Annotated in this window: 7 protein-coding genes; 6 read left to right on the forward strand and 1 reads right to left on the reverse strand. The window is 66.8% G+C overall.

Going from position 1 to position 13,293, the window contains the following annotated elements; all coding sequences use genetic code 11:
- Nucleotides 1-3,570 (reverse strand): Ig-like domain-containing protein (locus KHZ24_02350; protein MBS5450043.1); only part of this gene is annotated, 3,570 nt, incomplete at its 3' end.
- A 300-nt stretch (nt 3,571-3,870) separates the two neighbouring features.
- Between KHZ24_02350 and KHZ24_02355 the strand changes: the two genes are divergently transcribed.
- The 6 genes from KHZ24_02355 (at nt 3,871) to KHZ24_02380 (ending at nt 13,290) form a co-directional block, all read left to right on the forward strand.
- Nucleotides 3,871-4,221 carry a type II toxin-antitoxin system RelE/ParE family toxin gene (locus KHZ24_02355; protein MBS5450044.1) on the forward strand — a complete coding sequence of 117 codons (351 nt, stop codon included), beginning with the start codon at nt 3,871-3,873 and terminating at the stop codon, nt 4,219-4,221.
- Nucleotides 4,208-4,480 carry a helix-turn-helix transcriptional regulator gene (locus KHZ24_02360; protein ID MBS5450045.1) on the forward strand — a complete coding sequence of 91 codons (273 nt, stop codon included), beginning with the start codon at nt 4,208-4,210 and terminating at the stop codon, nt 4,478-4,480. Before KHZ24_02355 ends, KHZ24_02360 begins: the two co-directional genes overlap by 14 nt.
- 181 nt (nt 4,481-4,661) lie before the next feature.
- On the forward strand, nt 4,662-6,401 hold the full coding sequence (locus KHZ24_02365) for a hypothetical protein (GenBank protein ID MBS5450046.1): 1,740 nt from the start codon (nt 4,662-4,664) through the stop codon (nt 6,399-6,401).
- Nucleotides 6,402-6,755: 354 nt separating this feature from the next.
- On the forward strand, nt 6,756-8,516 hold the full coding sequence (locus KHZ24_02370; protein MBS5450047.1) for a hypothetical protein: 1,761 nt from the start codon (nt 6,756-6,758) through the stop codon (nt 8,514-8,516).
- Nucleotides 8,517-8,689: 173 nt separating this feature from the next.
- Nucleotides 8,690-11,278, forward strand: coding sequence for a leucine-rich repeat protein (locus tag KHZ24_02375; GenBank protein MBS5450048.1), 2,589 nt, complete (start codon nt 8,690-8,692; stop codon nt 11,276-11,278).
- Nucleotides 11,279-11,289: 11 nt separating this feature from the next.
- Nucleotides 11,290-13,290 carry a hypothetical protein gene (locus tag KHZ24_02380; GenBank protein ID MBS5450049.1) on the forward strand — a complete coding sequence of 667 codons (2,001 nt, stop codon included), beginning with the start codon at nt 11,290-11,292 and terminating at the stop codon, nt 13,288-13,290.
- The last annotated feature ends 3 nt before the right edge of the window (nt 13,291-13,293 follow it).

Raw genomic sequence — 13,293 nt, forward strand, 5'->3', positions numbered from 1 at the left:
GTTGCTCCACGTCGCCTTCACGGTCTTGGGCAGCTCTGGCGCGGCGCCCTGCTTGACCGTGGCGGGGGCGGGTGCCTCGACGCCGGAGATCGTGGCGGGACTCACCGTCACCTTGATCGAGACGGGATGATTCCATCCTTCAATGGAACCGCTGACCTCGAATGTGCCGCCTTCACGCACGGAGTAGTCCTGCTCCTCTACGGCATCCCACGTGACGGGAACGTCTTCTTGCGTGCCGTTGGACATCTGCGCCGTGAGCTTTTCGGGAAGCGTCGGCGCGGTGCCAGCGGGCGTCGTAATTCCTGCGGGGGAATCGACGCTCGTGATGAAGGCCGACTCGACGGTAACGCTGCAGGTGACGGTGCGCTTATCGGCGCGGTCGGGCGCGACGACGCCACTGACCTCGAACGTGCCACTCTCCAGATACTGCTCCGGGTCGATCTCGTCCCACGCTACGGGCTCGTTGCTGGTATCGCCGTTGCTCCACATGACGGAGGCGGTTTCGGGCAGCTCGGGCGCGGTGCCGGCCTGCGTCGTGACGCTGTCGAGCACAGGGGCGGACGCGATGGCGGCGGGCGTGACGGTCACGTGGGCGACGACTATGCCGTTCCAATCCTCGACGGTGCCCTCGACCTCCAACGTCCCACCGTTGCGGGCCGAGTATGCCTGCTTGTCAGGCATCTTCCACGTGACGTCGACGGCGCGGGTGTCACCGGTGTCGAGCGTCATCTTGATGCGGCTGGGCAGGTCGGGGGCCGTGCCGGACGGCGTTGTGACCTCGACGGCATCGGCCTGTCCGGTGATGGACGCGGCGACGACGGTGACTTCGCACGTTACCTCGGAGCCTGTCGTCGGGATGCTTCCGGTGACCGTATAGGTGCCGACCTCGTCATATGCGAGGGGAGAGGCACCGTCCCACTCGATGGTCTCGTCCGTGATGTCGCCGTTGCTCCAGGTGACCTTGACGCCCGCGGGCAGCTCGGGCTCAACGCCCTGCTGCGTCGTGACGTCGGGGATGTTGGCGACGCTTTCGACGCTGGCGCCTTCGACCGTGACGCCAACGGTGACGTTCATTGTCGCGCCTTGCTCGTCGGCGACGGTGCCGGCAACCTTGAACGAGCTTGCCTCTCGACCGCTATAGAGAGCCGGGTCGACGCGCTCCCACGTGATGGGCAGCTCCGCCGAAGATCCGTCGCTCATCGTTGCCTGGGCGCTTTCGGGCAGCTTAGGTGCCACGCCGGAGAGCGTCGTGACGTCAGGCAGCGGTTTTACCTCGGCGATCGTGATGGGCTCGGGCTCGGGGGCGGGTTCAACAATAACGTTAATCTTAACCGTCAGATCAGTGTTGCCAACTGTGCCGTTGAGCGTGATCGTTCCAGGCTGCTCATATCGGCTGGCGTCGATCTTCTCCCAGCTCACAGCCTCCTCTGTCGTGGAGCCATCGCTCCACGTGACCACGGTGGTCTCAGGGAGCTTCGGCGTCTCGCCTGCGGTGATTGTGACGTCCTTTGGCGCGGAGACGGATTCGGGCGTGGGCTTGGGGGCCTCGTACTCGCCGTATGCGGTGAGCGTGACGGTGCCGCCGAGCTCGACTTCCGTACCGACTGCGGGATCGACCAGGTAGACGATGCCAACTTGCTCGGCACTCGGCGCAGGATCGCCGGTTATGACACTCGCGACGAGGCCGGCGCTTGCCATGGCCTCAGAGGCAGACGTCGCGTCCCAGCCGGTGACGTCAGGCACGATGGCCGTCGTCGGGGCGGGCGGGACATACTCGCCGTACGCTACCAGCGTGACAGTGCTGCCGAGCTCGACTTCGGCCCCGGCCGTGGGGTCGACCTGGTAGACGACGCCAACCTGCTCGGCGTTGAGTGCAGGATCACCGACCACGACGTTGGCGACGAGGCCGGCACTTGCGAGCGCTTCGGATGCGGCTGTCGCGTCCCAGCCGTTCACGTCGGGCACGATGACGAGCGTGGGTGCTGGTGCGGTGATGGTGACGGTGCACGTGACGGTGAGGCCTGTCTCGCCGACATACCCGATGAGCTCGACGGTACCGCCCTCGGGATAGGCATTCGTGTCCAAGGCGTCCCATGCGAGAGGCTCCTCGGAGGTCTCACCGTTGCTCCAGGTGACGGTTGCTGTTGCGGGCAGCTCGGGCGCGTTGCCGGCCTGTACTTCGACGCCGGGGACTGCCAGGGTGGCTCCGGTGGGCGTCGCGGCGTTCACGACGACGTGTGCGGTGACGGGGAAGCCCCCTGCCGTGCCGTAGACGTCGAAGGCTCCACCGGCGCGTCCGCTATAGAGGCTGGGGTCGATGGCGTCCCAGGAGACAGGGACTTCAGTGGTGGACCCGTCGCTCATCGTGGCGGTCAGCGTGTCCGGCAGGGCGGGGGCGGCGCCGGCTTCTGTCACGATCTCTGCAGGTGAGGTGACGCCGGTGATCGTGACAGGCGCCGCCTCGACGCTCAGGGGCAGCGTGGCGAGCGTCGTGCCGTTGCTCGAGAACGAGACGTTTGCCGTACCGGCAGCGACGCCGCTCACAAGGCCGATGGCGTCCACGGTGGCGACGGCCTCGTTGTCCGTGGCCCACGCCGGGTTGGCGACGAGCGACGTGACGGTGCCGGCGATGAGGTTCGTGCCGCCGAGCGCGTTGGCGCCGGATGCGATGCTGACGGACAGCTGCGTTGTCCCGCCGGCCTGAAGCGAGGGCTCGCCACTGATTGTGGCGCTCAGGTAGTCAGCGACCTTGACGTTGACCTGCTGGATGCAGGCACCGTCGGGACGGGCGATGGGGGCGGGAGTACCCTCAGAGGGCGTAGCGTCGCTGGTCGGGCCAAACTCGGCGGCAAGCACGGTGCCGGGCACGGTGTAGCTTGCGTCTGCCGGGGCGCTGGCCGTAAACGCGCCAAGGCCGACTGTTGCATACGCGTCGGAGATGAGGGCGACGTAGTGTTCGAACTCGCCGGCCTGCTCGCCTGTGGACAGGTAAGAGAGGTAGGCGTCCTTCTCTGCGTACCAGGCGTCCAGGGCGGCTGTCGCGTTGGTATTCAAGGCGAGGTTCTCGGCCAGAATCTGGGTGCCGAACGTGTTGCCAGCCGTCGTGACGACCATCCCCAGCCCGTTGGGACGTTCGTGCGCAAACGAGAGCGAGGCCTCGGCTGCGCGGGTTTGGGCGACATTCTCAAGGGTGGTCGACCACTGCAAGGGAGCGCCACTGACGGGTACGCCGTCGACGGCGATGCCTTCCGCAGCAGCTTCGGCACGGATGTCATTGATGCGGGTGAGCAAGGCTTGCGCGCCGGTCGCGTCATAGCTGCCTGGGATGCCGAGCGTCACGGAGACGCCTTGCTCGGCAGGGGCTTCCGTCGCGTAGAGCGGCGTGCCGTTCACGGTGACGGGCGCTGTCTGGCTCGTGGGGGGCACGGCGGCCTGCTCGGCCGCAGGCGCCTCGTCTGCCCAGGCGACGCCCGGCTGGGCGCTCAGCCCGACCGAAAGCGCTGAGCTGGCTAACAGCGCGGCGGTGATGCCGGCGATGCCGGCACGACGCACGGGGTGGGAAGCGTTCATCGAGACCTCCTTCTCGACCAGCGTGGGCGCGGTCGAGCGATCGCGGCAACGCGTGGTCCGGCGAACTCTGCTCCTGCCTTCACTATAGATGCCTATACCCCAAAACGCATCCCCAACTCGCCGGGAGGCCCGCCTGACCTGCCGACTGTCAGTGGCGCGCTACTGCAAGTTTGTAAGGAGAGAGCTGGAATGCCGTTGATGCTGCCGATCATGCAATATCCTCATACGAGGAATATGCCAGGCATGTGAAAATCAAACATGAGAAAACATATCATATGTGATATACTCTGGGGGGACAAGATGATAGAGGTTGTTTTCTACGAGGATACCGATGGCCACCAGCCTGTCCGTGTTTTTCTTGATGCTCTCGATGCAAAGATGCGCGCCAAGGTGCTCGGTCGCATCGAGTTGCTTGAGGAGCTCGGTGCGCATCTCACGATGCCCTATGCGCGGCATCTCGGCAACGGTATCTACGAGTTGCGAACGGTTCTGGGTTCCAATATCACACGAGTGCTCTACTTTTTCATGATGGGTGATCGGGCCGTCCTTACGCATGGGTTCGTGAAGAAGACGCAGAAGACGCCCCGCTCGGAGCTTGAGCGCGCTGAGCAACTGAGAAAGGACTGGATGAATAGGCATGACCACGTTTAGGGATTATCTCGATGAGAACCTCAACGACCCAGCGTTTCGCGCGGAATGGGAAGAGCAGGCACCAGAGCGGGCGGTGATGCGGGAGATCGCATTCGAGCGAGAGAGGGCCGGTCTGACGCAGAAGGAGCTTGCCGAACGCATTGGCATGCGCCAGGGCAACCTCAGCCGTCTCGAGAACGGTAACGGAAACCCTTCAATCGACACGCTCGCGAAGATAGCGCGCGGTTTGGGAAAGCGCCTTGAGATCCGCTTGGTGTAGTGAACGTCTAACTTCGTTTCGTTCTGTCGGTTCCCGGCACATGTCGTGTGGAAATCAGATGCTCTGCCCACCTCGTTGTGTATGATGCGGGGTGGCTTTTCGCATAGACATGCTGCTCAATCGCCTCATTCTCGGGTGACTCGCCCAAGGTGAGCGCAGAGCCGCCCGGGAGGAGGGGCCTGTGGCAGGCAGGGGAGGATCGGTCCCATCGTGGCGCTCCACGGTGGGCCAGCTTGGCTTTTCGGGCGTGCCGATGGTCGCCGGCTCCGTTTTGGCGTGGGCTTGGCTGCTCAGCCTGGTGTTTCTCGGCGTCGACGTTGGCGTGCCCGGGTTCGTCCAGGTCTACGTGCTCGTCGGTCTCACCGCGGGCCTGCTCGCTATCGTCGCTATCTGCCGCCGCGGGAAGCGCGGGCCCGAGCTCGGGCGTCGTTCCATGCTTGTGCTAGGGACGCTCCCATCGCTTGCCCTGTTTGCCTGCGCGCTGCTTGTCCCCGTGCCGGCGGTCGCTGCCGTGCTGCTGACGCCTCCTGCGATGCTGCTGCAGGCCGTGCTCTGGGTGGGCACCGGCGTCGGCGGCGCCTATGCCGTGAGGCGCTCCCTGCTCCTGTTCGAGGCGCTGGCGGCGCGTGTCTCCGTTGGCAGCCTGCTCTTCTTCGCCTCCTGCATCCTGGCAGCAAGCTCCGCGCTCGGCCTTATGGTCTCTCGCATGGACGGGCTTGGCGCCGTCGCGTTCGTACTCGTCGCGATGCCGCTCTCGCTGCGGTTGCTGCCCCAGGGCCGTCCTGCGCTACCTGGTGCGCCGACGGGGGCCGCGTTCCCGCCCGACAGGCTGGCGGATCGGCGCCCTCTGGCTCGCCCGCTGTTGCTCCTGTTGTTTGCCGCCATCGGCTTTACGTGCGGCTTTCATACGGCCGTCGGTCACGTGATCTATGTCGAAGCAGACCCGCCCACCGTCGTCTTTCTCATGCAGCTCGCTGGCGAGCTGGTCTGCGCCGCCGTCCTGGCGCGTTTGCCGCGACGCGTGTATCCGCTGGCGCTCCAGCTGCTGTGCGCCGCGTCCCTGCTTGCCCTGGCGCCGCTCCTCTTTGTGGAGGACGCGCCGGGTAGCCTGGCGTGGCACGTGCTGCAGTCGGTGCTTATCACACTGAGCGCCTGCTCCATTCTGCTCGTCGTCGTGCTGTTCGCCCGCGTCATGATGCTCGACGACCGGCGCGACTCGCGGCGGTTCCCAAGTGAGTCGGGCATAGCCGTGCTGACGGCCTGCCTATTGCTGGGGTGGGCGAGTGGCGCGGGCATGCAGGTTGCTGGCGGCGTCGGGGGACCGGCGTTTCAGATGGTGACGACGCTGTGCATTGCCCTCATGCTGCTGTGTGTCGTCGCGCTCGGCCTCCCGGAGACGGGGCTACGCGACGAGGGGGACAGCGCCCCGGTCTTGGACGCACGGCTCGCTTCGGAGCAAGGGGGCGCCGCCCAGTCGAGCCTTCTTGCGGTTGGGCCGCCAGCAAAGTCTGCCGAGCACGCCGATGACCCTCTTCGGGAGGCCGGTGCCGAGCTGGCTGCGGGGCCCGTAGCGCGCGAGGTGCCGCACCTCGTAGTGCCCGTCGCCCCGTCGCCGGGTTCCGAGGGCGCTCCTGACCCCTTGGCGTGCTCGCCTGACGCGATATCGCCAGCGAGGCATCGCGACGAGCTTGCGTGGCGCTACGGTCTGTCGGAACGAGAGCGCGGCCTGCTCGACGTACTCGCACGTGGGCTTAACGCGCAACAGATTGCCGACGAGCTCATGGTCTCGCGCAATACAGTCAAGACGCACATGGCTCACATCTACGCGAAGATCGGCATACACACGCGTGCGGAGCTCGATGCCCTGCTTGGCTCTGACGACGTGACGAGCGATGCGGGGCGCGGGAAGGACAGCGTGTAGCTTGCCGGACCCGCGTCGGGCCGGACGGCGGCTCCAAAGATAACCCCTGGGCGCGCACCCTCATAACCACCCTTGATTTACCTGCGGAAACGATGTCAACGCCCCGTGTGGTGCCCCCAGGGTGACCACAGGTGCCACCCATCTCTCATACTCGCTCTCATACTCGCGAATCACACTGCCGACCCTCGTTTTCGTACCCCTGAATATGACCTGAACGCCGACGGCTTTGCTACGGTTGGATCTGCAACGACGCAGCGCCCTCGCAGCCGGCCTCACCCCTCCTCCCCGAGTCCCGGCTGCGGGGGCGCTGCGGATTCGGTCCTTCCGTATGCGTACAGAAAGGTCGTCATCGCTATGAGCTTCGCGAACTCCGCTCGCCTGTGCTTCGGCCGTCGCGCCGTCGTCACCGCCGCCCTCGTGGGTTGCCTCGGCCTCGGCCTGGGTGCCGGCATGGCCACCGCCGACGAGGCCACAACCGACGTCAAGTGGCCCGACCCCCAGACGGTCCTCACGGGCAAGACGTACAACGACGACGGCTCCATCGCGACGCAGCATGTGCTTGCCGCCGCCAAGGGCACGTACAACGTCCTGCCCCTGTGGCTCGGCATCGACGACACCGTGACGAACTCTCCGCTTGGCATGGAGGACGGCGAGGTCACCGCCGATGCCTTCCGCACGAGCGGCCTGTTCGGCACCTACGCGTCGCCGGCCAACGTCGAGCCTGACGTCTACATGTCCAACCTGTTCTACAGCTACGTCAATCCGGACTCGGGCCTGTCCGCCGCCAACCGTGACGAGATCGCCCTCGTCGTCTCGGGCCAGCCGACGGCTGCCGACACGACGATCGCCATCGGCGGCACGGCTAACTCGCTGTACTTCCGTCCCGACCTCATCGTCGGCGGCAACCAGACGGCCGAGGAGCTCGGCGGCGTGACGGCCTACCAGGCGCTCATCGACGCCATCAACGACGGCTCCATCGGCGCTGACAACTACGTCGAGGGCGACGAGACGTACAGCCCCTACGTCATGGACGGCTGGAACGGCTTCGAGGGCAGCTCTGCCTACCAGGGCTCTGTCCGTGGCACGGCCGGCATCCTCTACAACATGGCAGACGTCGTGGAGCGCGTGAAGGCCGACGACCCCACGAAGGTCACCCGCTACGGCAACGACGCCTACGCCATCGCCGAGCAGTACGAGGAGCTGTTCCTGGGAGCCCAGTCCTCCATCCTCAAGGCCATCGACGAGGGCACGGTCGAGAAGAAGACCATCGCCGTCGTGACGTCGGTCGACAAGGACACGAAGACGGCTGTCATCTCCTATGCCGACCCGAGCTTCCAGCTGGGCAACGCCAACATTCAGGCCGAGTCCCCGCAGTTCGCGCTGCAGGACCTCACGGACAACCTCGCCTACGTCCTTGCTGACGGCGGCGAGCCCCACGACACCGCTCAGGGTCCCGTGGAGTCCGAGGAAGGCGACGCCGGCAAGGGCTCGGGCAAGGGCCAGGGTCAGGGCCAGGGCGGCCAGAAGGGCGGCCAGGGCAAGGGCGGCGCCGTCAAGTCTGACGGTGGCGTGAAGAAGGCCCCCGGTGGCAGCATCACGATCTCGCTCGAGGAGCTCGCGCAGGCCGACATGATCTTCTACACCGGCCGCAGCGCGACGGGCGTGTCGCAGGCCGACGCCGAGGACGCCTTCGCGGCCGCCGGCGTGACGGAGATCCCCACGGGCATCTATGTCCAGCCCAGCAACGTGGGCACGGGCAGCTACGACGCCGACAAGTGCATCTACTACCTGAACTACCTGGGCTGCGCCTACCCGGAGGTCCTGAAGAGCACCGATCTGCTCAGCTACTTCTACAGCACGATCGCTCACGTCTCCGATGACTATCTCGCCAACGTCATGGCGCTGAACTGCGCGAACATGACGCTCGTCGGTGACGACACGCTGGCGCACGACGGCGCGTACTACCTCGAGCGCCGCGATGCCGTCCAGCAGGTCATCGACGACGGCATGAGCTACCTGACGGGCAACCTTGACGCGATCGTGGCCGAGCATCCCAACCTCGAGCCCATCAAGGACGCGGACGGCAACTTCCGCAACCGCAACCTGGGCCTCTAAGCTCCTCCCCGGGCGTCCGGCCTCGCCTCGTGCCGCCCCCTCCTCTTGGCACGGTCGGGGTCGGACGCCCTCTCCCATGAACTGCGAGCTCCCGGGATGCCGGCCGTCATTGGCGACTGGCATCCTCGCATGCGCGAGGCGGCTCACTGACACGACGGAAAGGCGGATCGCTCATGTTCGACGCGAAGGCGTGGTTCGGATCGAGGGCTCGGCTCGTTGCGGCTGGGTGCCTGGGAACGCTCGTTGCCGGCGCACTCGTCGGCCCGGCGGCGGCTCTGGCCTCCGACGGCGCGAGTGTCGCGCACTCCAAGGCGTCGAACGCTGCGGCGGCCTCCTCGGCGCAGGTTGACACAGCCGGCTCCGTGGCCTCCGAGGGCGGCTCCTCTTTGTCGAACGCGGTCATCTCCGAGACGTTCGTCGAGGGTGGCTTGCTCTATGGCGTGCTGCAGACGAAGGACGGCGTCGCCCAGGTGTGCGTCGGCGAGGGCAAGCAGCTTCCGGCCGACCAGATGGGCGACGCGCTGCAGGATGCCTCCGTCACCGACCTCGTGATTCCTGCGAGCGTGACGCACGACAGCACCGAGTACGCCGTGACGCAGATCGCTCCGTTCGCCTTCCAGAACACGCAGATCAAGACGCTCACACTGCCCGAGGGCCTGCAGAAGATCGGCAACAACGCCTTCCAGTTCTGTCGCGAGCTCACGGGCCTGGACGTCCCGGCGTCGGTCACCTCCATCGGGGCACTGGCCTTCTTTGCGAACAACAGCCTCGCCACGTTGACGTTTGCCGACGACGCCCAGCTCACCGAGATCGGCGACGGCGCGTTTGCCATCCTCAAGACAGCCGGCTCGACGGACAACGCCGACACGCGCGCCGCCCTGACCGAGGTCAGCCTGCCTGCCTCGCTCAGCCTGCTCAACTCCTACGCGTTCTACGGCCAGACGCAGCTCGGCAGCGTGACGTTCGAGGGCGACACGCTCAACTCCGTGAGCTCCTACGCCTTCGGTCACTGCGACGCCTTGACGCGCATCGATTTGCCGACGTTTACCTCCACCGTGGAGCGCATCGGGCGCTATGCCTTCGAAGCTGACACGAACCTGCAGGTTGTGACGTTCCAGGGTGGCGTGTCCGGCCTGCAGGTGACGCAGTCGGGCAACGAGTTCTTTGGCTGCACGGGCATCCAGACCGTCATCTACTACGACCAGAAGTGGAACTACGACAACGAAAAGCTCGTGGTTGACAGCCAGGGCAACTACACGGTCGACCGCTTCTCGTTCGGCACGGTTGGCTTTGACGACGCGCCCAACGCCGCCATCTACTACACGGTGCGCCAGTACGCCAACGCCGACGACGCCTATGCGGGGCAGAACAGCACGGGCTATGCCGTTGTCAAGGCTGGCACGCCGCTGTACGAGGTCAACAACGGCACGGCTGAGTTCCTTGAGCAGGACAACTTCCAGACGGGCGCGTGGAGCTACGACGGCATCCCGGTGAGCGACCCCATCGACGACTCCTACTACACGTTCCCCGCACAGGCGAGCGACCTCACGCCGGCCGGCCTGGCCATCAACGGCGCGACAGGCGCCGATGGCCTGCCGATGCTGACGGCCGAGCAGGTCGCCGACGGCCCTGACGTGACGCTGTACGCCGCAGACGGCTCGACGCTCAAGGCGGGGGAGGACTACGAGCTCTCCTACGCCGACGGCGACGGTAACCCGGTGGATGCCGGCTCGCTCGAGGCCAATACGTCCTACCAGATGGTCGCGACGGGCAAGGGTAGCTACACGGGCAGCTGCTCGACGTGGTTCACGCTCGTCGGCGTGCAGAGCTCGGCCACGCGCATTGAGGCCGACGACTGGACGGGCGCGATGCAGCAGGCCTCGCAGGCGAGCTTCGCCAACGCCTCCGACGCCGAGGAGCCTTGCGACTGGGCCATCCTGGTGGCCGGAGGCTCCGACCACCTCTCCGACGTCTACGTCGCCAGCGCGCTGGCCGGAGCGCTGGGCGGCCCCGTGCTGCAGACCGACGCCGGCGAGCTGACGCAGGCCGCCGCCGACGAGATCGACCGCATCGGCGCGCTCAACGTCGTCATCGTCGGTGGCACGTCGGCTGTCTCTTCCGAAGTGGAGCAGGCTGCCGGCGAGCTATACAACGTCGAGAAGGTGTATCGCATCGCGGGCTCTGACGCGCCCGACACGGCGTCGCGCGTCGTGAGCCTCGCGCCGACGCTGGGCGTGACCTGGGGTGACACCTGTCTCGTTATCGCGACCGACGACGTGGCCAGCGCGTGTGCCGTCTCGTCGTACGCCTACGCCAACGGCTACCCCGTCATCCTGGCCGACAGCGCCAGCGGCGTGAGCCAGGCGCAGCTCGACGCGCTGGGCAAGGCCGGCGTCACGAAGGCCGTCGTCGTGGGCTCGCAGAGCCTCGCCGACGCCGCGACGCCCTCGCTGACGGGCGCGGGTCTGTCGGTGCAGGCGGTGAGCGGTGACGGGGCGGCCGCAATCGACGCCGCCTTCGTCGAGTACGCGCTGGGGCAGGGCATGGGCCTGGACGGCGCCGTGCTGCTTTCCTCCGACCGCCTCGACCTGGGCGCGGGCGCGGCGGCGCTGGCCGGGCGCAGCCACGCCGTCGTGCTGTTCGCCGGCGACGCGACCACGCAGGTCGTGAGCGCCCGTGCAGGCCAGGTCGCCAACGCAACGGTCATCGGCTCTTCCTCCGTCGTCTCCGACGAGGACGCCGCGGCCCTCGACGCCCGCTAGGAGAGGGGCGCATGGCACCCTACCGCCACAGCACGCGCCGCCGCGTCGTCGCGCTGGCCGGGGCCGCCCTGGCCAGCGCGACGCTGACGCTTGCCATCGTCGGCTGCCGCCCGAGCGACGAGCTCACGCAGATCGTCTACACGCAGGACGCGCCCATCGTTGACGAGCAGGCTGCCGGGCGCAACTACGCCTACTCGGCCGGCGCTGACAGCCGCCGCGACCTGTCACAGAGCAGCGACGACATGAGCAGCGCCGCGTTTGACCGCAAGGAGGAGCAGGTGCCCGTCTTCGGCGTGCCTGCCACGGTGACCGACGAGGTCGACCGCGTGCTCTACGACGAGAACTCCGGCGAGCAGCGCACGGCGCCGCTGTTCCCCGACGAGCCCGACGAGCTCTCCGACGAGCAGCAGGACCAGCAGAGCGACCTGTCGTTCGGCGGCTTCGACTGGTCGCCGCAGACCGGCGAGAACGAGGAGGACGCCGGCGAGGAGGAGAGCGACACGCCCGTGCGCGGCGTCAGCATGCACGACGACGCGCCGAAGGTCTACAACGCCTCGGGCGGCCTGCTTGCCCCGCTGGAGAACGTCCAGTGCGTCGCGACGGTGGGCGAGTACGCCAACCTCGCGCTCATGCTTGGCGGACCCGGTACGCTCATCGCCTCCGACAACGCGTTCCTCTCCGACGAGGGCGTGCAGCGCGTGTTTTCAGGCTCCTCGGACGGGAAGTCGTGGGATCTGGGCGCGGTCAGCCAGGTGTGGAGCTACGACGAGGCGGCGGGTACGTACAGCGTTGACTTCGACGCGCTGCTCGCGGCCGACCCCGATATGGTGCTCGTGCCCGACGGTGTTGACCTGCTGACGGAGGACCAGCGCCAGCAGCTGCTGGACGCCGGCATCAACGTCGAGTCCGCGCCGCGCCTCGACAGCGTGCGCGATCTCAAGGAGCTCGTGCGCTGGCTGGGCGACACGCTGGCCCAACACACGGTGTCGGGCCGCGACGCCGGCGCGAGCGCCACGAGCTACATCGACACGTACCTGGGCCAGGACATCGAGTCGCTCATCGACGAGAACGGCGGGCTCACCACCTACAACGACGTCGACTATTCCGGCGAGAAGCACGGCTCAAACGGCACGTCGAACTGGACGGTGCTCGTGACGGACTGGGATGCCAATGCCACGTACGACGCCGGCCTGTGGACCGACGAGGGCCTGGCTATCGCGACGGCGGGCTATGGCTGGTCGCCGGCCAACTACTACCTGTCCGTGGGCGGCGTCAACAACAACGCGGCGCAGTTCCCCGTCCCAAAGATGGCCGGCAAGAAGAGCGGCGACTACTACGTGTGGCAGTTCAACATGTCCATGCTCGACCCCATGCTCGTCGACGGCTACCTTGCGACGTCGGACTTCGGTGACACGAGCTACGGCTGGAGCCAGTGCCTCGTCGGTGCTCCCGCCATCGTGAACCGCGAGTCGACGTTCGAGACGACGCTGGGTGCCGACGACTTCCGCTACGTGCTGTGCACGACGCAGGAGCAGGCCGAGGCGCTGCGCGAGGCGCGCGACGAGGGCACGCAGACCCAGCAGGGCCTCTATGCGGCCTATGACTACAGCGTCGGCGCAGCGCTGCAGGAGTCGGGCGTCGGCCCGCGCAACACCGACGGCGTGCTCATTCGCTCGTTCATCGGCCAGACGGGCTCCCCGCTCGAGCAGGGCGGCACCGAGTCCATCGGCCAGGTGCGCACCTCCCAGGACGAGGCTCCCTATGAGGTTGCCACTGTCGGCAACGGCCTGTACTGCGACTGGGTTGCCGGCTCGGTCGAGTCGTTCTTGCTGGCGTTTTGGACGGATGACTTCTACGACGCGGCGGCTTCCGACGAGGACGGCGTCGTGACGGTCGACGAGGTTGACTTCACGGCTCTCGACGAGGAGGCCGCAAAGCTCTACGGGGAGTTCTACGGCTACGAGTTGAGCGAAGACGACCTGGATCAGCTGCACGAGGGGCGGGTGAGCTAGCAC

It is taken from the genome of Coriobacteriia bacterium (assembly GCA_018368455.1).
In the GTDB taxonomy this organism is placed as follows: domain Bacteria; phylum Actinomycetota; class Coriobacteriia; order Coriobacteriales; family UMGS124; genus JAGZEG01.